Source organism: Streptomyces sp. NPDC006602, assembly GCF_042870385.1.
Classification (GTDB): domain Bacteria; phylum Actinomycetota; class Actinomycetes; order Streptomycetales; family Streptomycetaceae; genus Streptomyces.
This window is the reverse complement of sequence record NZ_JBIAHG010000001.1, coordinates 855,628-875,712: the sequence shown is the minus strand read 5'-3', so window position 1 is coordinate 875,712 and position 20,085 is coordinate 855,628. Positions and strand designations below refer to the sequence as shown.

The following is a 20,085-nucleotide window of genomic DNA, read 5'->3' as shown; positions in this document are numbered from 1 at the left end:
CGCCTACGTCCTTCGTGCGTGCAGGAGCAGGATCGACGCCAGGGACGGTCTGGCACAGGCCAGCCGGTCGAGCGGGCGAAGCGCACGCGGTACGCCGTGGAAGGGGGCCCCTTCGAGCCGTACGACCTCGAAGCCGGACGCGGCGACGAACTCCCGCAGCGCCCGGGCCGTGTACAGCCGCAGATGCCCTACGACCTCGCGCCCGGGCCGGCCGTGAATGCCCCGCAGGCTCACCTCCGAGAACACCGGCTGGACGCCGGCCAGCAGCAGGGCGCGGTTGTACCAGGCCGCCAGGTTCGGCGTGGACAGCATCAGGTGGCCTCCTGGGCGCAGCACGCGGCGGATCTCGTCGAGCGCGGCGTCCGGGTCGACGAGGTGCTCGATCACCTCGCTGAACAGCACGGCGTCGGCACAACCGGTGGCCAACGGCAGCCCGTCACCGGTCAGTTCGCCGCGGATCGGGTACGTCAGGTGGGCGCGGGCGCGTTTCAGGGCGTCCTGGGACCAGTCGACGCCGACGATGCGGTGGCCCGCAAGGAGAGGGGCGGCGGTGGCCGCGGCGGTGCCGTCGCCGCAGCCGATGTCGAGGATCGTGTCCGCCCTCTCGGAGCCGAGGGCGGCTGCCAGCATGCGGGCCTGGCGGAGGGAACGGGAGGGGCCGGAGGCGACGGGGACGGCGGGGTCCTCGTAGAAGTCCCGTAGGTCTTTGGGGGGTCGCGCGGTGGTGGTCATGCGCCGGCCTCCGTGGTGTGCAGGTAGTGCTCGAAGAGGTCCCGCAGGTGGGCTCCGTCGCCGTGGCCGAGCAGGGAGCGCGACCAGCGCAGGGCCAGGTGGAGGCGGCCTGCGGTGGAGGCGGTGGTGACCGTGAGACCGCGGGGCATCCGGGCCGGCGCGGAGAACCACACGGCGTGCGCGCGGCCGGCCTCCTCGCCGAAGTCCAGGGGGTACGGGATCCGGCCGATGTTGCTGAGGAGCGTCGTCGACGTCCAGGGCGCGGCGGCCCTGCGCAGACCCCGGGTGAGCGCGGCCCGCCACGCCACGGGGGTCACCGGGGCGGTCAGGAGGGAGGCGCCGTGGCCGAGCTGGGGGCGGGGGAGGGACTTGAGGGCACGGGTGCGGGTCGCCGTGCGGCGCAGGAGGTCGGGCATCGGAGGGTGGTCCAACTCCTCCGGTGCGAAGGGGACTTCGACGAGACGGGTGCCGTTGCCTATGGGCATGCTCGTGTCGCGGGGGCGGTCGTCCACCGGCATGGTGATGCGCAGGGGGCGGGGGCGGGCGCCGTGCTCCCTGTTCCAGTGCGCGATGGTGAGCGCCGTGGTGACCATGAGCTGATCGTTCACGGTGTAGGGGGAGCCCTTGGGACGGTGGGGGAGGGGGAGTTCGGTGACGAGGAGACCGTTGCCGGGGGAGGGCTCGGGGGAGCCGGGGGCCACCCTTGCCGGGCGGGACCAGTTCGAGGGGGCGGGCGGTTGGTCTTGGGGGGCCTCCGGCAGGCGGACGGGGGGTGTTGCCGGGGCGTTGTCCTTGCCGCCGTAGAGCTCCGCGGCGGTGGCCAGGACGCGGAGGCAGGCCGGGCCGTCGAGGGCGGTGTGGTTGATGGTGAGGAACAGCACGCTGCCCTGGGAGCGACCCAGCCGCGGGCGGTCGTGCCGCTGGGGTGATGGGGGTCCCCCCGCTCGAGCGGAGCCGAGAGTGGGGGCGGGTGGGCGAGGGGGGTCCCCCCGCTCGAGCGGGGTCGAGAGTGAGGGAGGCACCCCGCCGGCGCCGGCGAGCGAACCCACCCGCGAGCCCCGACTCCCCGCACGTGCTTCACCCACTCCGTCCGTAGCCTCGCTGCCCTCCACGGGCCCCGCCCCTTCAACGACCTCCAACCGCACCGGCGGCGAAGCCGAAAGGGGCGGTGCCTCCACCAGCGCCCGCGTCCGCGCATCCCGCAGCGCGTCCCTCCCCGGCGCCGGAAAACTCACCACCTCCACGTCCGGCTCGGCCGTCAGTTCCCACTCGTAGCGGCGTCGGTACCACCCGCCCGGAGCCTCCCGCATGAGGATGCGGGGGTGCCGGTGCAGCGCCTCCGTGAAGGCCTTCCGTAGGCGTACGGGGTCCAACCGGCCGGGCAGGTGCACCTCGATGTGGACCGTCTCCGGCTCCTCCTCCTGGAGACAGTGCCGGGCCACCTCGTCCACCACCGGGAACGGGATGCGCAGCGGTGTGCTGGTCATGCGGGTTCGTCCCTCCCCTTGTACGTCTGGGCCTCCACCGGCGGGAGTTGCTGCGTCGGTGGCTCGGACTCCGCCTCGGACCCCGTCGGCGCCCCGCTCCGCTCCCAGACGCTCACCAGTCCCGCGAACAACCCGATCAGTGCGAGCAGTTGGGCCGCCGGTCCGAACGCCCCCTCCTCCGCGCCGACCGGCTCCCCAGCCCCCACCGCCGCCGCGATGCCCGCCCCCGCGAGGGCCACGAACGCGATCGGTACGAGGAGCGAGTGCCGTCGGTACGCGAGGAGCGCCAGCGCCGGGACCAGCAGCGCGAACCACCCGGCGATCACGGCGCCGACCAGCGTCAGCGCCACCGCCCCGAGCCACACGCCGGGCGCGGGCGGCAGCGGCTGCGGGTCGTCCGGGTTGGGGTCGCGGCGCCGCCAGAGCACCAGGCCCACGAGCGCGACGATCGCCACTGCGCTGCCGATCAGCCCGGCGTCGTACGTCGTCGAGGGCTCGTACGACAGCTTCACCGTGCCGCCCGCCCCCGCCGGGATCCGCCAGCCCTGCTGCCAGCCGTCCAGCCGCACCGGCGACAGTTCCTTACCGTTCAGCGTGGCCTGCCAGCCGTCGTTGTAGTTCTCGTAGGTCGTGAGGTAGGACGCCGCGCCCGAGCCGACCGTCACCGCGCGCCGGTCGCCCAGCCAGTCCCGGATCCGCAGGTCGCGCGCGACCGGTGTGGGCTCGGTGACCGTGCCCCGGGTCAGCGTCACGTCGGTCAGGGTGAGCGGTCCCGCGTCGCCGCCCTCGACCCGGTGCGAGCCGGCGGAGAGCTCCAACTCGCTGTCGTCCCGGCCCGACTGGCAGGGGGTCACCTCTACCGGCCGGCGCTCTGTGAGGTCCCGCACCGTCCCCTTCACGCTCGTCTGGTACAGCTCCCCGTCCACCGCGAGCACCGGCCCCTTCCCGCAGGGGAGGGAGAAGGTGCGGGTCGCCTTCGGCTGAGGTGTGCGGTACTGGTCGAGGGCCGGGATGTACGCCTCGGTGAGGCCGACCGGCAGTTGCAGGTCCTCGTCGGCGACCGGGTTGTGCAGGGTCATCGGGGCCGTCTTGGTGATGGTGATGTCGAGACGGTCCGTGGTGATCGCCGGGAAGCGGACCCAGCCGTTCTCGTCGACGCCGGCGATCACCGCGCCGTCGGGGGAGCTGATGTCCACCTCGGTGGGCCGGGTGGACAGGCCGCCCGCGCCGGGCAGGACGATCTCGCCGACCGCCTGCTTGTCGGGCCAGCGCAGGTGGATCGTGGGTCGGTCGCCCGCGATCCACGCCGTCGTCAGGTCGCCGTCGGTGAGGTTCCGCGCCGACAGGCCCGCGCCGAGCGTGGCCGTGGAGTCGGCGGTCGCGGTGATGCGGGCGGTCTGGTCGGGCGCGATCTCGTACAGCATCCGGTCGAGTTCCTCGCCGGTGACCGGGACCGCGCTCGCCTTCACGTCGTACGTCCCCGCCGTCGCCGTCGAGAAGCGGCGGTGCAGGCCCGCCTCCGTGCCCGTCGGGGAGAACCCGGCCGGGTCGGCGGTGCGGTGCAGCGAGACGACCTCGGCGGAGGCGGCTGTGTTCTCGGCGTTCTCGGCGTCGGTGGGAAGCCGGAGCAGGCGGGTCACCTGGACGTCCGGCAGGTCGATCTCGGAGAAGCCCGCGCCCGCGAGCCCGGTCCGCCGGGCCACCGAGTCGGTGATCGTCAGCTTCATCCAGCTGGTCGCGCCCTCAGGCGCTTTGATGCTCTGGGTGGAGCCGTCCGGCCGGAGGAAGCTGCTCACCGACCCCTTCTCCGTCTCCACCCGCACCCTTGTCGCCGCCGACCGCACGGTCTCCTGCGGCAACGGCGTGACCTTGAAGGACGACGGCATGTCGAACTCGTCGTCCGTGAAGCCGATCCGCAGCCACTGCCCGTTCGGCGAGCCCGGCACGCCCTCCGCCCACGCCGTGTCCGGGTTGCCGTCGAAGGCGTTCACCGGGTCGAACTGCGGGAGGTGGAAGAGCCAGTTGCCGTACGAGGACGCCGTGACCGTGCGGGCGCCGCGCAGTTCGGCCACCGTCTGGTGGTCCTGGCCCGTGACCGGCAGGATCTGGTGCGGTTTGTCGCCGGCGTCCTGGGCGGCACCGGACGCGTTGCGTTCGTCGCGGGTGTACGTGTACGACGTGTTCGCGTTGACCAGGCCGAAGCGGGTGTCCGCACGGCGCAGCCCGTCGCCGACCACCTGGAGCGGCGGGGTGCCGAGCCCGGGGTGGTTGTCGCCGGTCAGGACGGTCGCCCGGCCCCGCAGCTCGGTCGCCAGCGGCAGCAGCGACTCCGGCCCGCCGGAGACCACCGCCGTGTCGGCGACCGGCGCCAGCCCGGCCTGCCCGGGCCGCGGCACGTCCTCGCTCGCGGGACGGTAGATCTCCACCGCCCGCTGCCTCGGGTACAGCCCCTCGATCTGGAGCGGGGTGTCGGGCTGGATCTTGCCGCCGGTCATGAGCGGACCGAGGCCCGTCACCCGCTCGTACCCCGACTGCTCCAGGGTGCGCTTCACCGTCGAGGTCGGCACGTTGCCGATCTGGTCGGGGTCGAGATCATTGCGGACGACGACGTAGTACACGCCCGCCCGGCTCAGGTAGTCGGCCAGCCCCGGGACTTCGCCGCCGGTCAGCAGCGCCTCCTCCACCGCGTCCATGGCACGCCGGTTGCCGGGGGTGCCGAAGGGGACGTAGTCCCGTTGCGCCCAGCGGGAGTCGGCGAGCACGTCGAGGGGCTGGTCGATGGGGGAGCCCCAGGTGTAGATGCCGTGCGCGGTCGCCGGGACGACCAGGGCACGCGAGTCGGGGGAGTACTTCTCCAGCCAGTCGGCCGTGGACTGCCAGTACTTGGGGAGCTCCTGGAAGGAACCCGGGTTGAGGATCGAGCCGTTGAGGTACGGCCACAGCAGACCCGGCAGGATCAGCACCGCCGCGATCAGCGGGGCGAAACGACGCCCGCGCACCTGGCGGGCGCCGCGCGGCTCGGCGGCGACTCCCACCAGGTGGGCGATGCCCAGCACGAGGGCGAGGGCCAGACCCACCTGGAACTTGTAGATGTTGCGGAAGGGCGCGAGGCCGCCGTCCAGCCAGTCCTGCACGGCCCCGTGGAAGGGCGCGCCGAACGGGCCGCCGTACCCGGCGAGCAGGACGAGTGCGGCCGTCAGCGCGGTCAGCACCAGCCAGCGCCGTTCCGGCATGTCGCGCCGGGCCAGCCCCGCGAGCCCGAGCCCGGCCGCGAACGCCGAGCAGAGGATCACCACCACCGAGGACGCCACCGTCCAGCCGGCCGGCAGCCAGGACTCCACCAGGTGCAGATAGGCGACCCAGTTACCGGTGCCGCGCAGCGCCTCCGTAGCCGACATCGTCTCGGTCGTGGTCTGCGAACTCTCCACGTAGGGAAGGAAGTTCTCGCCGTAGGTGCCGAGCAGCAGGAGCGGGATCCACCACCAGGCCGTCGCCAGGATCACGCCGGGCACCCACCAGGCGATCAGCTTGCGCTGCCTCGGGCCGGGCGGGCGGGAGAGCAGGTAGAGGCCGGCCGGGAGCAGGGCGGCCAGGGTCGAGGCCGCGTTGACGCCGCCCATGAACGGGACCATCAGCGCCGAGCGCAGGGCGGCGATCCGTGCGGTGTAGCGCTCGTCGGCGAGCGGGAGCAGGACCCAGGGCAGGAACGCGCCGGGCAGCGCGGCGGCCGACGTGGAGCCGACGACGATCGTGAACACCGGCCACAGCGCGTACGCCACCGCGGCCAGGAGCCGGGAGGCGCCGCTGCCGATGCGCAGCCGTTCGGCCAGCCGCAGCGCACCCCAGAAGGCCACCGACACGATCAGCGACAGCCACAGCCGCTCGATCAGCCACACCGGCAGTTGCACGGCGTGGCCGAGCCAGTAGAACGGCAGCATCGGCCACACATAGCCGACGTACTGGTCCTGGATCCCGCCGAACGAGCCCTGGTCGTGCCACAACTGGCCCAGGTCGGCCAGGAAGCGGCCCGGGTCGGTGGTGACGCCGAGCTTGGTGTCGAAGGTCTGGCGGCCCGGATGCACCACCAGGAACAGCACGAACACCACGGCCCAGAACCCCAGGAGCCAGCGCCGGGACCTCGGGCCCTGGGGCGGGCCCGACATGATCGCGGTGGCGGGGACCGCTGCCGGAGGAGGGGCCTGGACCGTGGACGTCGTCATGGTGGACACCGCCGGAGGATGAGGAGGAGGTTCCAGGTGGCCACCTCGCGGATCCCGGGAACTCTGACCACGGTCTCCGCGAGGAACGGCCAGTAGCGGGAGCGCGCCGAGACGACCCGGACGTCGTCACGGGCGCGCACCTGCCGCAGGGTCGGGCCGATGTGCACGGCGAACAGGTTCTCGCCGAGGGTGTGCTTGGCGGCCCTTCCGGTACGGCGCCGGTAGCGGACACGGGCCCGCTCGGCACCCAGGTAGTGCCAGGGCGCCCACTCGTGGCCGCCCCACGGGGACAGCCAGTTGGTGAACGACACGTAGATCAGCCCGCCCGGGCGGGTCACCCGCACCAGCTCGCTGATGAAGGTCTGCGGATCGGCCACGTGCTCCAGCACGTTGGAGGAGAAGGTGACGTCCGCGACCCCGTCGGAGAGGGGCAGCAGATAGCCGTCGGCGATCACGGTGCCCTCGGGCGGCTTCTCGCCCAGCTCCCGTACGTCCGGTTCGAAGAGGTGGGCCTGGGCGCCGCGTCTGCGGAACTCCTCGGTGAAGTGGCCGCTGCCACCACCGACGTCCACGACCGTACGGCCGGCCACCGGACCGTCGTACTCCTCCACCTGGTCCACGGCGTCCCGGGCGAGGAGCGAGTAGCAGGACTCCGGGTCCTCCTGCTCGTGCAGAAAGGCCCGGAAGAGGGCGAGGGAACGCCGAAAAGAGGGATCTTTCATACCCCGGTGCGCCACAGCGCCCCCAAAGGGGCGCGGGGAACTGCGCGACCAGCCACGAACGACCGGCACTCGCGAGACAACCCTCCCGCCACGGCGCGCAGGCGTCACCGCACCCAACCCCGCACCGCCTCCGCAGCCACCGCCCGGAACTGCCTCACCGTCCGATCCCAGCGATAGCGCGCCGCGCGGTCACGGGCCGCCTTGCCCATGAGCTCACGGCGGTGATGGGACAGAGCCAACGTGCACCAGGCCGCGGCAAAGGAGGACTCGCCGGGCGCGAGGACACCCGTCTCACCGTCCACGACCGAGTCGCGCAGACCCGGCACGTCGAACGCGATCGACGGGGTCTGCCGGGCGGCGGCCTCCGTGACCACCAGACCCCACCCCTCCACCGCGGAGGGGTGCAGCAGCAGCCATGCCTCGCACAGCAGGCGGTGCTTCTCGGCTTCGGAGACGTGACCGGTGAACTCCACGCCGGCACCGGCGAGTTGCTCCAGACGCGCGCGCTCGGGCCCGTCGCCGACGATCAGCAGCCGGCCGCCGGTGACCGGCCGCACCCGCTCCCACAGCCTCAGCAGCAGATCGATCCGCTTGTACTCGACGAGCCGGCCCACCGCGACGAACAGCGGGTCGGGGGAGCGGTCGGCCCGCGGGCCGGGCTCCTCCACGCCGTTGTGCACGACCCGGATGCGGTCGCGTTCCACGCCGATCGCGCGCAGGGCGTGGGCCGTCGACGGGGAGACGGCGACCAGCAGGTTCCGTTGCTGCGCACCGGCCAGCGCCCAGTGCTCGAGTCTTCGGCCGATCCGCGCGGCCGGGGCCAGCGGGCCGCCGAACCGCATCTTCCACAGATCGGTGTGCACATGGTTGACCAGGCACAGGGTGGGGCCGCGGTGCCAGAGGGGTGCCAGATAGGGCATGCCGTTGCAGACCTCGACCAGCAGGTCGCAGTCGCCGACCTGACGAGCGAAGGCGGTGCGGGCGCGCAGGTAGTGGCCGAACTCGCCGCCGGCCGACACGACCCGGTAGTCACGGTACGAGGCGGGCCCTCCGCACAGCAGGGTCACCTGGTGGCCGAGCCGGGTCAGGCCGTCGGCGAGTCGGTCGACCAGCAGCTCGGAGCCGCCGGCAGCCGGGTTGTCCAGATCTCGATGGGCGAGGAAAACGATTCGGCGCGGCGGTGGGGGGAGCGCCGAAGGGAGCTGCGACCCCCGGGGGGCCGGGGCGTGATGGGGGTCCCCCCGCTCGAGCGAAGCCGAGAGTGGGGGAGGGGATGGCACGTGCTGGGGCATGGGTGCTCCAACTCGTCTCAGGGTGCGGAACTCAGCGTGGGGGAAGAGGGTTTTCGGTTCCTGTGGGGGATCTGGGAGCTTCTTGCGAGGTGGGTGTGGACGGACTGTGTTCGGGGTGGGGTGGACAGTTTTCGCCGAGCCGTCCGCCACGGCTACTCACGCAAGTGACAATTTCCGGCTTTGTTGAAGCTGACGTCATGTCATATCGTGACGGGGACCCTGGGCGTATCGGGCGTTTCCTCGGATTCGGGACGATTGCGTCCCCGTACCACCAAAACGCCCCCCACGGCCGCCAGAACGAATCCGGCCACAGCAGCACCGATCGGCAACGTCTCGCCCACCGCGCGCAGTTGACCACTGTCGCGATCGGCCTGCCGCACCGCCTCCTTCTGCGTCGCGGTCGTGAAGGCGATGTTCCGGCTGTCCAGCAGCACCACCGCGTCCTTCTTCGTACCGGGCGCCCGCAGCGTGCGCCTGGGGCCCGTCTGCGCGAAGATCACCCGGCCGGTGGCCTGGTCGACGACCAGCTCGACGCCGTGGTTGGAGTACCACTCCTCGGCAAGCACCTGCGGCCGGTTCGGCTGGTCGACGATGCTGCCCGGCACCAGCCGGGTGCCGACCTTCGACGGGGGGACCGTGCCGGTGAACCGGTAACCCGTGTACCCCTGGACCTTCTTCGTACCCTGGTAGCTCAACGTGACCGTCGACCCCAGCGAGTTGTCCCACCAGCGGTACGAGCGTTTCTGCACGTCGAACGGGAATTTCAGATAGGCCTCGCCCTCGATGTACGGGGTCTCCCGGCAGCAGTGCACCGGCTTCGTGGTCTTGCGGTCCATCACCCAGCGGTGCGGGATGAACTCCAGCGCGTCGTGCGGATCGGCGGCCGGCAGCGACTTGTCCGTGTCGACCGTGGTCGTCACGTCCCACACGGCGTTGCCGCTGCGCTCGCTGTCCGCGACGTTGCCGCGCACCCGCTGGGTGACGGTGATCCGCTGGTCGGGCACGGTCTCGACGCGCTCGGTGTCGAAGACGCTGCCCGTGCCGTGGTAGACGGCGGTGGTGTCGATGTCGATGGGGTTCACGGCCGCTCGTGGCTCGACGTACCAGGCGAGCAGGGGCGCCAGCACCAGCAGAAACGTGCCAAGTCCCAGCAGAATCAGAGAAAGAGGTGAGGCTGTACGGCGCATCCGGGCACTCCTGGGGCGTGGGATGACGGAGTTCGGGCCGCTCCGGGCCCTGTCGTCACGCTCCCGTCGTCCGCCCGGAGGGCGGGCCCCGCGGGGTCTGGTGCGTGCAGCCGCAAGGCGGAGGAGGCTGTGACATCAGCCGCTGCCGCGGCGGGCGACGCGGAGCACCGGCGACCGACGACAACGCCGCGGATGCGCGTGCCGGACGCCGCGGGGCAGACGGGAGCGTGACGACAGGGTCCTTGGGCCGGGAACCGTAGGCGCCCCTTGACGAAGTGTCAATGTCGTGTCGACACTGGGGCCGACAGGCAGGGTGGGACGCCGGGGTGGGACCTCCGGATCGAGCCGGACAGAGAGGCTGACCCTGCGATGTCCAGACTGCTTGCCGCCGCACTCGCCGTGGCGCTCGGCGCCGTCCTCGCCGTCGGCGCGGCGCTCGGTGTCGTCGCGCTGCTCGAAGCGACGCCCGACCAGCCCAACACGCCCTTGATCACCTACGAGCAAGCGGGCCAGGGGAGTTGATCCGTGACGCCTCGCCCGGCAACCGTCTCCACCCGCTCGGCCTGGCAGGACGTGCCCCGCCTTCAGGTCCGCCAATTCGCGGCCATCGCCATGGCGGAGGCGCCCGCGCTCGCCGAGGAGATCCTGCGCGAGATCCGCCGCGAGTACCCGCATCTGCCGGAGGTCCTCGACGAGTCCGGCGAACCGATGGCCATGATCGGCATCCGCCGCGCCATCGAGGTCTTCGTCCAGCACCTGGAGCAGTCCGACCACTCGGCGGGCCGCCCGACCGTACCGCCCGGCGTCTTCCAGGAGTTCGGCCGCGGCGAGGGCCTGGGCGGCCGCAGCCTGGACTCGCTCCAGGCGATCTACCGCATGGGCGTACGGCTGGCCTGGCGCCGCTTCGCCGACATCGGCCAGCGCGTGGAGATCCCGCCGCCGGCGATGTACGAGCTGGTCGACGCGGGCTACGAGTACCTGGACGGCCTGGTCGACCAGTCCGTACGGGGGTACGCGGAGGCGGCGGCACGGCAGGCCGGGGAGCGGCTCAGGCTCCAGCGCCGCCTGATGGAACTGCTGCTGGTCGAAAACCACCGCGGCGACCCCGCCGACGCCCTCACCGAACGCGCCGCCCGCATCGGCTGGCCGCTGCCCGCGAAGGTCGCGGTGGGCGTACTGCTGCGCCCGGCACGGGAGGCGGTGGCGCCCGCGGTGGGGCAGGGAGTGCTGCTCGACATGGAGTACGAGCGGCCCCGCATGGTCGTCCCGGAACCCGACGCGGCGGGCCGCCCGGAACTGCTGCACCGGGCCCTGACCGGATGGGCCGGTGCGATAGGCCCCCCGGTCCCCCTCGCCGACGCGGCGAAGTCGCTGCGCTGGGCCGAGGCGGCCGTACACCTCATGGAACGCGGTCTGCTCCCGGCGGGCGGCGTCCTGTACTGCACCGAGCACACCGAGGCCCTCGTCCTCCTCCAGCCCGAGGAGCTCATCGACGACCTCGCCCGGCGCTGCCTCACCCCGCTGACCCACTGCGGTCCGACGCACCGCCGACGACTCGCGGAAACGTTACTGGCGTGGCTGGAGACCAGGGGCGGGGCACCGGAGGTCGCGGCCCGCCTGGGCGTCCACCCGCAGACGGTGAGGTACCGGCTCCGCCAGATCCGGGAGCTGTGGGGCGAGGAGATCGACGACCCGGACCGCCGCTTCGAGCTGGAGCTGGTCCTGCGGGCGCAGCGGCTGAGGGGGACGCTCGGGGAGATGCGGGGGCGGGACTGAGCCGGGACTGAGCCGTACGGCCCTCCTTCGGCGTCCGGATACGCCGCCCGGTTTCCGAAGCGATCGGGGGCGTCCGATCGCGCATGCCCATTGCCCGGGCAAACGCATATGACTAGCCTGTGTTCGTCATGCCGATCGTCTGTTGAAATTTCGAACGCAGACGCCTTAGAAGTAAGGGAGGGGGCCGGTCGTGGGACGTCTTGTACCTGCGGTGACCCGGGCTCTCGACATTCTTGAGCTCTTCCTCGACGGGGACGGGACGCTCTCCGCCCCCGACATAGTGCGCAGGCTGCAGCTGCCGCGCACCACCGTGCACGAGCTGGTCACCACGCTCGCCGCCCGGCAGTACATCGTGCAGGTGCCCGGTCAGCCCGGACGCTACCGCCTCGGCGTACGGCCGTACCAGCTGGGCAGCCGGTACGCCGAGCAGCTCGACCTCGCCGCCGAGGGCCAGCACGTGGCCCGCTCGGTCGCCGAGACCTGCGACGAGACCGTGCACGTGGCCATCCTGGAGGGCACCGACGTCATCTACATCGCGAAGGTGGACTCCACGCACGCCGTGCGCATGGTCTCGGCGGCGGGCCGGCGCCTGCCCGCCCACTGCACCTCCGTCGGGAAGATGCTGCTGGCCTCCCTCCCCGATCACGAACTCACCGCGCGCATCCCGGAGGACGCGGACCTCATCGCGATGACGCCCAACAGCATCACCGATCCGGACGCGCTGCGCGAGGCCCTGGCCGAGATCCGGCAGCGCGGGATCGCCGTGGAGCGCCGCGAGTCCAACCCGGACGTCTCCTGTGTGGCCGCGCCGGTCCGCGACCGCACCGGCCGGGTCGTCGCCGCGCTGTCCATCTCGGTGCCGATGATCCGCTGGAGCGACGAGCGCCGTATCGAGCTGGAGCAGCTCGCCGCGAAGGGCGCCGCCGAACTGTCCGAGCGGCTCGGATACCGGAGCGTGGCATGACGGCCGTGTACGAGGTGGCGGTCCCGGCGGAGGCGACCCTCGGCGAGGGCCCGACGTGGGACGCGGCGGCCGGGCGGCTCCTGTGGATCGACATCCTGGGCTCGCGGATCAACACGTACGACCCGGTGTCCGGCCGTCGTACGTCCCGCACCACCGAGCAGCACGTGGGCGCGGTCAAGCCGCGCGCGGGCGGCGGGCTCGTCCTCAACCTGCGCGACGGGGTGGGGCTGCTGGACGAGGACGACACCTTCCGCTGGCTGCACCACGAGCCCGTGCCCGGGCGGCGCGCGAACGACGCCGCCGTCGCCCCCGACGGCTCCCTGTGGGCCGGCACCATGCGCTACGACGAGGCACCCGGCGGGGGCACGCTGTTCCGGATCACCGGTGACGGCGCGGCCGAGGTCCTCCTGGACGACGTGGCGGTGAGCAACGGCACGGGCTGGAGCCCCGACGGCCGGCTGTTGTACTACATCGACTCGCCGACCCGTCGCGTCGACGTCTTCGACCTCGTGGACGGACGGCCCGTGAACAGGCGTCCGCTGGTGGAGATCGAGGAGGGCGCCGGGTTCCCCGACGGGCTCACGGTCGATGCCGACGGTTGCGTGTGGGTCGCGCTGTGGGACGGCGGGGCGGTACGCCGGTACACGCCGGGCGGCGAACTGGACCGCGTGATCGAACTGCCCACCCCTCGCGTGACGGCGTGCGCCTTCGGCGGCGCGGACCTGACCGACCTGTACATCACGACAGCCCGTGTCGGGTTGTCCGCGCCGCATCCGGTGGCGGGGTCACTGCTGGTGGTGCGGGGCGCGGGGAAGGGGCTGCAGCAACCGGCGTTCGAAGGCTGAGGCGTGTCGGCGCCAGGGGGTGGGCCGCGCAGCCCGGCGCTACGGGGTGCCGCCCGGGCCCGCCCCCCACTCGGCTTCTCCCGAGCGGGGGGACCCCATCGCCCCAGCGGCACGACTGCCCGCGCCACTGGCGGCCGCGCGCCGCCCGGCGCGGGCGGGCGGGTCAATCCAGCCCGGCCGCCTTTCGCTCCAGCACTGTCAGTGGTGGGGCGGTCAGCGGCGGTTTGAGGGGGCCCACCGTCGCCGCCATGAGCACCGACGGAGTCAGCAGTACTGCCGCCCCCCGCTCCAGCGAGGTCACGTCGGTCACGCGGCGGGCGATGCGGCCGTTGCCGGTGGCCGTGTACATGAGCCGGCCGACGTATGCGGCGAGGACGCGGTCTCTGAGCGTGGGGCCGGTTTCCGTGGCGCCGGGGTAGAAGACGTCCTGGCCTATGGCGAGGTCCCAGGCCGCGCCGGTCGGCCGGGCCACCGCCTTCTGGACCCGACGGGACAGCCCCGGCGAACCCCAGCCCTGACGCCGTAGTACGTCACGCAGGAGAAGCGCGCTCTGGGCGCCGACCGCGAGGCCGTGGCCGTAGAGCGGGTTGAACGCGGCGAGGGCGTCGCCGAGGACGGTGAAGTTCTCGGGCCAGGCCCGCATCCGCTCGTAGAAGTGACGGCGGTTGAGGGTCGTCCGGGTGACCGACACGTCGGTCAACGGCTCGGCCCGCTCCAGCAGTTCGCCGATGATCGGGTGCCGCAGCTCCTCGCGGGCGAACCGCACGAAGTCGTCGTTCGCCGCGGAGGGTTCGCCGCCACGGGTGCCGCTCAGGGTGACGATCCACCGGCCGTTCTCGATGGGCAGCATGAAGCCCGCCCGGGCGGGGCCCTCGTCGCGGGGGTCGGGCTGCACGTTGACCACCGGGTAGCCGTCCCGGGCCTGCTCGGGGGCGAGGTAGAGACGGCTGGCGTACACCAGCCCGGAGTCGACCTCGCGCCGCTCCGCCTCGGGCAGCCCGAGGGCCGTGAGCCAGCGCCAGGCGCCGGAACCGCGTCCCGTGGCGTCGACGACCAGGCCCGCCTCGATGACCCGCTCGCCCTCGTCGCCCACCCGCACCCGTACGCCGGTGACCGCGGCCGCCGTACCTTCGAGCCCCACCACCTCGGCCCCGTCGACCAGTTGGATCCGCTCATCCGCGAGGACCCGCGCGCGGATCGTCGCGTCCAGCAGATCCCGGCCGGACAGGATCACATGGTGGGACTCGGGCCAGCGCCGGAACCAGCCGCGCGGGCCCATGACGACCATGTCCGTCGTGACCGGCGCCCGGCGCGCCCCGGCTTCCCGGAGCACTTCGGTGACGCCGGGCAGCAGCTCCTCCACGGCCCGCACGCCGCCCGACCACAGCATGTGGGCGTGCCGCGCCTGCGGCAGGCCCTTGCGGGGCTCGGGTCCTTCGGGCAGTACGTCGCGTTCGACGACGACGACCCGGTCGGCGAACTCCGCCAGGGCGCGCGCCGCGAGCATGCCCGTGTGGGAGCCCCCCAGGACGACGGCGGTTCTGAGGGGGGAGGACGGTTCAGTCATGCGCGGACACGCTCTCTGCAGGGGCGGCGGCGCGTGCGCGCACCGCCTTGATGTCGTCGGGGCGGCGAAGTGCTTCGGAGACGGCCAGGATCTCCCGCAGCAGATACGTGGTGTCCGGTTCGGCCGACCGCTCCTCGGAGCCGGCGTCCGGGGGCCGATGCTGTCGCCCGGCGGCGTCCAGGATCGTCACGGCGGCGGCCAGGGCCTGCGCACGGCCGCGCTCGAAGCCGAGGGCGACGGCGGCGTCGTAGGACTGTGTGCGCAGGTCCTCGTCGAGATGCCGGGACAGATGGAGCAGGCCGTCGCGGATGAACGTCTCGCGGCGGATCAGGCGCAGTTCCGCGGTGGCGCGCAGCGTGAACGGCTCGCGGCCGCCGGTCGCGCCCCGCATCAGCAGGTAGAGGGGCCGCAGCCGCCGGTGGCGGACCCGGACACGCCAGCGTTCCTGCAGGTACTGGCCGGCGTGCGGGACGATGAAGCCGACCGCGACCAGGGTGGCGGCGACACAGGCGGCCGACGGCGCCAGGTTGGTGGACAGCCAGTCCAGGTCGTGGCCGGTCCAGCGGGCGACGATGGCGGTGAGCTTGAACACGGCGAAGAACAGGTTCGTCGTGAAGCCGATGCCCAGGAGCCTGAGCCCCCAGCGCAGCCAGGCGTCGAGGCCGTCGGTGCGGATCCAGTTCCACACGAGGCGGGCCGTGACCGTGGAGGCCACCGTGTGCGCGGTCAGGTAGAGGAGGATCTCCTCGCGCATGAACGGCGTGTTGGCGTAGTACGTGTCCAGGTCCCGCAGCCGCTCCACGGGGGCGTCCGCCAACGCGAACAGCACCCACAGGGCGACGATCACCCCCGCGTAGACGGAGATGACCCAGCGGGTGGCGCGGCGGGTGCGGTGCGCGCGGTCGGTGAGGCCGTTGCGCCAGGCGATGATCAGCAGCAGCCAGGACGCGCAGAGCGTGGTGAGCAGCGAGTACACCCAGGGCGACGAGATGTTCGGGACACCGGTGACCCGGTTGGTCCAGGCGATGGTGCCCGGGGCCGCGAAGACGAACACCGCGCAGGCGAAGAGCAGCAGGCCGCCGACGGCGCGCAGCAGCGGGTCCCGCCACATCTTGACGATGCTGGGCAGCTTGATCGCCAGGGCGGCGGTCAGGACCGCGGTCGGGAGCCAGAAGGAGATGTGCAGCTCGCTGAGGAGGCGGGACGAGTCCAGCGCGAGGGCTGCCGGGCCCGCCACCAGGTGCGGGGCACCGCCCACTGGTGCGACGAAGGCGGTGATCACCGCGCCGTACCTCCGCGTCCGCGGTAGCCCATGGACCGCTGCACCGGGTCGAGGGACGCGCCCGGCTCCCCGGTGCGGGAGAGCAGGGGCCGGAAGACGGCGGCCAGGCGGTGGCCGAAGTCGTCGGCCTCGGCCTCGTCCCGCTCACGGGAGCCGTCACGGGCGGCGACGGCCAGCGCCGTGTCCTTCAGGCCGGGCCGGTCGGCCAGGGCGTGCGCCGCCGCCGTACCGGCCACGTGGTGGTGAGTGTGGGCCGCGTGGACGTGCCACAACTCGTGGCCGAGGATGACCAGTTGCTGCACGGCCTCGGCTCGCTCCTCGACGATGACCAGGTCGAAGTCCTGGAACTCCACCCACAGGCCGGTCACTTCGATCTCGTCGGGGAACCGCTCGAAGCGCAGCTCGAGGGGCCGGCCGCCGCGGCGGCCGCTCATCTCCTGGCACAGCGCCGCGCACAACTCGCGGACGTCGGCCGGGGGACGGGGTCTCGTACGCAGGGCGGTGGCGAGATCGGCCGCCAGGCCCCGCATCGTGGCGCCGCGCCGCGAGAACCGCAGCGCCGCGGCGATCCGGGACGCAGTCCTCCGCGCGCCCGCGATGTCCATCGTTCCCCCTTCTCACCGCCGTTCGGCGGCTCGTCCGAGATTACGCGTCCGGAACTGTCCGCGTCATGCGATCCCGCGACCATTGTTCAATCGGTAACGGTCACTTTCCGAAAGTCCTGCCCGCCTCTTTTCGGCCGACTTTCGGGAGGTTTTCGATGCGGCTGATTGCTGTCCCAGCCATTGACGCGGAAGCGCTTCGAACCTACGGTCACCGTTCGAAGTTACGAGCACCATCCGGAATATCGAACAGTGAGGGCGGGGAATGGGACAACCTGGCCTGAATCGCAGGCAACTCCTGGCCGCGGCAGGCGGCCTCACGGTCGCGGGCAGCTTCGGCTTCGCCGCACTCGGGACCGGCGCCGACGCGCTCGCCTCCGGCGCACAGACCCGCGTGCGGTACTGGAACCTCTTCAGCGGCGGCGACGGCTACAACATGATCGCCATGCTGGACGCCTTCCGTAAGGAAAACCCCGGCATCGACGTGAAGGACTCCACCCTCCAGTGGGGCAGCCCCTTCTACACCAAGCTGGCCATGGCGGCGGCGGGCAACCGCGCACCGGACCTCGGCGTCATGCACCTGGGCCGGGTCACCGGCTTCTCGCCCGGCCGCCTCCTGGACCCCTGGGACGTCGACCTGCTCACCAAGTACGGCGTGCGGGAAGCGGACTTCAACCCCGCGCTGTGGAAGCGCGCCGTCATCGACGGCAAGCTCTACGCCCTCCCGCTCGACATCCACGTCCAACTCTGCTTCTACCGCAAGGACGTGCTGAAGAAGGCGGGCCTGCTCGGCGACGACGGCCGGATGGTCCCGGTCACGTCGACCGACGAGTGGTTCGACGTGCTCAAGGAGGCCAAGAAGGCCACCAAGAAGGGGCTGCAGACCCTTGGGGTGCACGCCAACGACCAGAATTTCATGTGGTGGTTCTTCGTCGCCTTCTACACCCAGCTCGGCGGCACCTACTTCAACGACGCCGACACCGACGTCACCTTCGACACCGACAAGGCCACCGAGGTCCTGGAGTTCCTGCGCCGTCACGTCACCGAGGGATACTCCATCGCGGGTGCCGCCGACGGCGAACAGTTCATCAACGGCGCCCCCTTCACCTGGGAGGGCAACTGGTCGGTGCCGGTCTTCTCCGGCGCCAAGCTCGACTACGGCGCGACCCCACTGCCGCCCGTCTTCGGCAAGCAGGCCACGCACGCCGAGTCGCACTCCTTCGTACTGCCGCACCAGTCCGACCGCGGCGGCGCCACCAACGAGGGCGCCCATCAACTCGCGGCCTACGTCGTCAAGCACGCCCAGCAGTGGGCGGCCGGCGGCCACATCCCCGCCTACACGCCGACCCTGTCCACGGCGGCCTATAAGAAGCTGAGCCCGCAGAACGAGTACGTGTCGGCGATGGACCACCAGGCCACCGAGCCGAAGGTGTGGTTCGCGGGCTCCACCGGCATCCTCGCCCAGCGCGTCGGCCCGATCGTCGTCTCCTCGACGATGGGCTCCGCCAAGCCGGACGCCGCCGCCCGCCGCATGAAGAGCACGCTCACCGCGCTGCTCGCCATGAAGAACCCCATGGACGGCAAGACCGCCGCGCAGGGAGGTGCGGTCGCATGACGACCAGCGCACAGACCGTCCTCGCGCCGGCCCGCGCGAGGACCGCCGCGGCCGGCGCGACCGTCCGCCGCAAGCAGGGCTTCCAGCACGGCGGCTGGTTCGTCGCCCCGTTCCTCGCCCTGTTCCTGCTCTTCGTGATCTGGCCGCTGCTGCGCGGCGTCTACCTCAGTTTCACGGACGCCAACATCTCCGGCGACGGCGCGAACTTCGTCGGCCTGGACAACTACCGCGAGGCCCTCCAGGACCCCCTGATGTGGGACGCGCTCGGCCACAGCGCCTACTTCACGCTCCTGGTCGTGCCGTGCCTCACGGTCCTCGCCTTCCTCCTCGCGATGCTCGCCCACCACATCGAGCGCGGCACCTGGCTGTGGCGGCTGTGCTTCTTCGCCCCGTTCCTGCTGCCCTCCACCGTCGCGGGCAACCTCTGGCAGTGGCTGTTCAACCCCGGTACGGGCATGGTCAACCACGTCTTCGGCATCGACACGCCGTGGCTGACCGACAAGTCGTACGCCATGCTCGCCGTCGTCATCACCACCCTGTGGTGGACGGTCGGCTTCAGCTTCCTGCTCTACCTCGCCGCCCTCCAGGGCATCCCCGCGCACCTCTACGAGGCCGCCAAGCTGGACGGCGCGAACGCCTGGCACCGCATGGTCCACATCACGCTGCCGATGCTGCGCAACATCACCGGCCTCGTCATCGCCCTGCAGATCCTCGCCTCGCTCCAGGTCTTCGACCAGGCCGTCGTGATGATGGACTTCACCCCCGGCCCGGAGGAATCGACCCGCACCTTCGTGCAGTACACCCTCGAACAGGGCTTCACCAGCTACCGCGTGGGCTACGCCTCCGCGATGTCCATCATCTTCTTCGTGATCATCGCGGCCGTCGCCCTCGCCCGGATGTGGCTGCTGCGCAACCGTGAGGAGGGCGGCCGATGACCACCGCCGCACCGATACGCGTCAAGCCCCGCAAGGTCTGGACGCCCAGCCAGATCGTGCTCACCCTCCTGGGCGCCGCCGTCTCCGCGGTGTTCCTCGCACCGCTCGTCTGGGCCCTGTTCACCTCCCTCAAGTCCGAGACCGAGGCCGTCGAGGTGCCGCCGCACTGGCTGCCGAAGGTGTGGACGGGCCAGGCATGGAAGGCCATCTTCGAGACCGGCAACATCACCAACTGGTTCGTGAACTCGCTGGTGGTGTCGGTGTGCGTGACGGCCGTCGTGCTGCTGGTCAGCGCGCTCGCCGGATACGGCTTCGCCCGCACGGAGTTCCGCGGCAAGGGCGCGTTGATGGGCCTCGTCATGACCGGCCTCATGGTCTCGCCCGCGGTCCTCGGCGTTCCCCTCTTCACGACCGTCCAGCAGATGGGGATGGTCGACACCTACTGGGGCATGATCCTGCCGCAGTGTGCGCCCGCCGCGATGGTCTACATCCTCTACAAGTTCTTCCAGGGCATCCCGCGCGAGCTGGAGGAGGCGGCCTTCATCGACGGCGCGGGCCGCTGGCGGGTCTTCTTCACCATCGTGCTGCCCCTCTCCCGCCCCTCCCTCGCGGCGGTCGGCATCTTCACCTTCATCGCCTCCTGGAACAACTTCCTGTGGCCGTACATGGTGACCAACAACCCCGACCTGATGACCATGCCGAACGGCATCGCGACCGTCATGAACTCCTACGGCATCCAGTGGGCCCAGCTCATGGCGGGCGGCCTCATGGCGGGCCTGCCGCTGATCATCGTCTTCGTCTTCTTCCAGCGCCAGATCGTGGCGGGTGTCGCGCACACCGGCCTCGCGGGCCAGTAACC

16 protein-coding genes are annotated in these 20,085 nt (G+C 71.8%); 7 read left to right on the top strand and 9 right to left on the bottom strand.

Annotation, left to right across the window (positions count from 1 at the left end; translation table 11 throughout):
• Positions 1-3 precede the first annotated feature (3 nt).
• From ACFYO2_RS04015 to ACFYO2_RS03990, 6 genes are all read right to left on the bottom strand, one after another.
• Positions 4-732, bottom strand: coding sequence for a methyltransferase domain-containing protein (locus ACFYO2_RS04015; protein WP_388343625.1), 729 nt, complete (start codon positions 730-732; stop codon positions 4-6).
• On the bottom strand, positions 729-2,219 hold the full coding sequence (locus ACFYO2_RS04010) for a condensation protein (RefSeq protein ID WP_388343622.1): 1,491 nt from the start codon (positions 2,217-2,219) through the stop codon (positions 729-731). Before ACFYO2_RS04010 ends, ACFYO2_RS04015 begins: the two co-directional genes overlap by 4 nt.
• The gene (locus ACFYO2_RS04005) at positions 2,216-6,439 is read right to left on the bottom strand and encodes an alpha-(1->3)-arabinofuranosyltransferase family protein (RefSeq protein ID WP_388343994.1); all 4,224 of its coding nucleotides are present in this window, start codon (positions 6,437-6,439) and stop codon (positions 2,216-2,218) included. Before ACFYO2_RS04005 ends, ACFYO2_RS04010 begins: the two co-directional genes overlap by 4 nt.
• A complete protein-coding gene (locus tag ACFYO2_RS04000; protein WP_388343619.1) occupies positions 6,436-7,161 on the bottom strand; it encodes a class I SAM-dependent methyltransferase in 726 nt (241 codons plus the stop codon). Before ACFYO2_RS04000 ends, ACFYO2_RS04005 begins: the two co-directional genes overlap by 4 nt.
• A 104-nt stretch (positions 7,162-7,265) precedes the next feature.
• The gene (locus ACFYO2_RS03995; RefSeq protein ID WP_388343617.1) at positions 7,266-8,453 is read right to left on the bottom strand and encodes a glycosyltransferase family 4 protein; all 1,188 of its coding nucleotides are present in this window, start codon (positions 8,451-8,453) and stop codon (positions 7,266-7,268) included.
• Positions 8,454-8,653: 200 nt separating this feature from the next.
• The gene (locus ACFYO2_RS03990; protein WP_388343614.1) at positions 8,654-9,640 is read right to left on the bottom strand and encodes a DUF3068 domain-containing protein; all 987 of its coding nucleotides are present in this window, start codon (positions 9,638-9,640) and stop codon (positions 8,654-8,656) included.
• Positions 9,641-10,009: 369 nt separating this feature from the next.
• Between ACFYO2_RS03990 and ACFYO2_RS03985 the strand changes: the two genes are divergently transcribed.
• From ACFYO2_RS03985 to ACFYO2_RS03970, 4 genes are all read left to right on the top strand, one after another.
• Positions 10,010-10,162, top strand: a complete 153-nt coding sequence (locus ACFYO2_RS03985; protein WP_217240508.1) for a hypothetical protein — start codon at positions 10,010-10,012, stop codon at positions 10,160-10,162.
• Between the two features lie 3 nt (positions 10,163-10,165).
• Complete coding sequence (locus ACFYO2_RS03980; RefSeq protein WP_388343610.1) at positions 10,166-11,416, top strand: PucR family transcriptional regulator; 1,251 nt, start codon at positions 10,166-10,168, stop codon at positions 11,414-11,416.
• A 190-nt stretch (positions 11,417-11,606) separates the two neighbouring features.
• A complete protein-coding gene (locus ACFYO2_RS03975; RefSeq protein ID WP_388343607.1) occupies positions 11,607-12,380 on the top strand; it encodes an IclR family transcriptional regulator in 774 nt (257 codons plus the stop codon).
• The gene (locus ACFYO2_RS03970; RefSeq protein WP_388343604.1) at positions 12,377-13,225 is read left to right on the top strand and encodes an SMP-30/gluconolactonase/LRE family protein; all 849 of its coding nucleotides are present in this window, start codon (positions 12,377-12,379) and stop codon (positions 13,223-13,225) included. The genes ACFYO2_RS03975 and ACFYO2_RS03970 overlap by 4 nt, the downstream gene beginning before the upstream one ends.
• Before the next feature lie 163 nt (positions 13,226-13,388).
• Here the strand turns inward: ACFYO2_RS03970 and ACFYO2_RS03965 are convergent, their stop codons facing one another.
• The 3 genes from ACFYO2_RS03965 to ACFYO2_RS03955 are packed head-to-tail and all read right to left on the bottom strand — an operon-like array spanning position 13,389 to position 16,679.
• Positions 13,389-14,792 carry a pyridine nucleotide-disulfide oxidoreductase gene (locus ACFYO2_RS03965; protein ID WP_388343602.1) on the bottom strand — a complete coding sequence of 468 codons (1,404 nt, stop codon included), beginning with the start codon at positions 14,790-14,792 and terminating at the stop codon, positions 13,389-13,391.
• Positions 14,785-16,029: an MAB_1171c family putative transporter gene (locus ACFYO2_RS03960; RefSeq protein ID WP_388343991.1), complete on the bottom strand. Its 1,245-nt coding sequence runs from the start codon at positions 16,027-16,029 to the stop codon at positions 14,785-14,787. Before ACFYO2_RS03960 ends, ACFYO2_RS03965 begins: the two co-directional genes overlap by 8 nt.
• Before the next feature lie 41 nt (positions 16,030-16,070).
• The gene (locus ACFYO2_RS03955; RefSeq protein ID WP_388343599.1) at positions 16,071-16,679 is read right to left on the bottom strand and encodes a toxin-antitoxin system, toxin component family protein; all 609 of its coding nucleotides are present in this window, start codon (positions 16,677-16,679) and stop codon (positions 16,071-16,073) included.
• A gap of 262 nt (positions 16,680-16,941) precedes the next feature.
• Here ACFYO2_RS03955 and ACFYO2_RS03950 point away from each other — a divergent pair, with 262 nt between their 5' ends.
• From ACFYO2_RS03950 to ACFYO2_RS03940, 3 genes are read left to right on the top strand one after another with little or no spacing between them, the layout of a single operon-like run.
• Positions 16,942-18,291, top strand: a complete 1,350-nt coding sequence (locus tag ACFYO2_RS03950) for an extracellular solute-binding protein (protein ID WP_388343596.1) — start codon at positions 16,942-16,944, stop codon at positions 18,289-18,291.
• Positions 18,288-19,226, top strand: a complete 939-nt coding sequence (locus ACFYO2_RS03945; protein WP_388343593.1) for a carbohydrate ABC transporter permease — start codon at positions 18,288-18,290, stop codon at positions 19,224-19,226. Before ACFYO2_RS03950 ends, ACFYO2_RS03945 begins: the two co-directional genes overlap by 4 nt.
• Positions 19,223-20,083, top strand: a complete 861-nt coding sequence (locus ACFYO2_RS03940; RefSeq protein WP_388343591.1) for a carbohydrate ABC transporter permease — start codon at positions 19,223-19,225, stop codon at positions 20,081-20,083. Before ACFYO2_RS03945 ends, ACFYO2_RS03940 begins: the two co-directional genes overlap by 4 nt.
• The last annotated feature ends 2 nt before the right edge of the window (positions 20,084-20,085 follow it).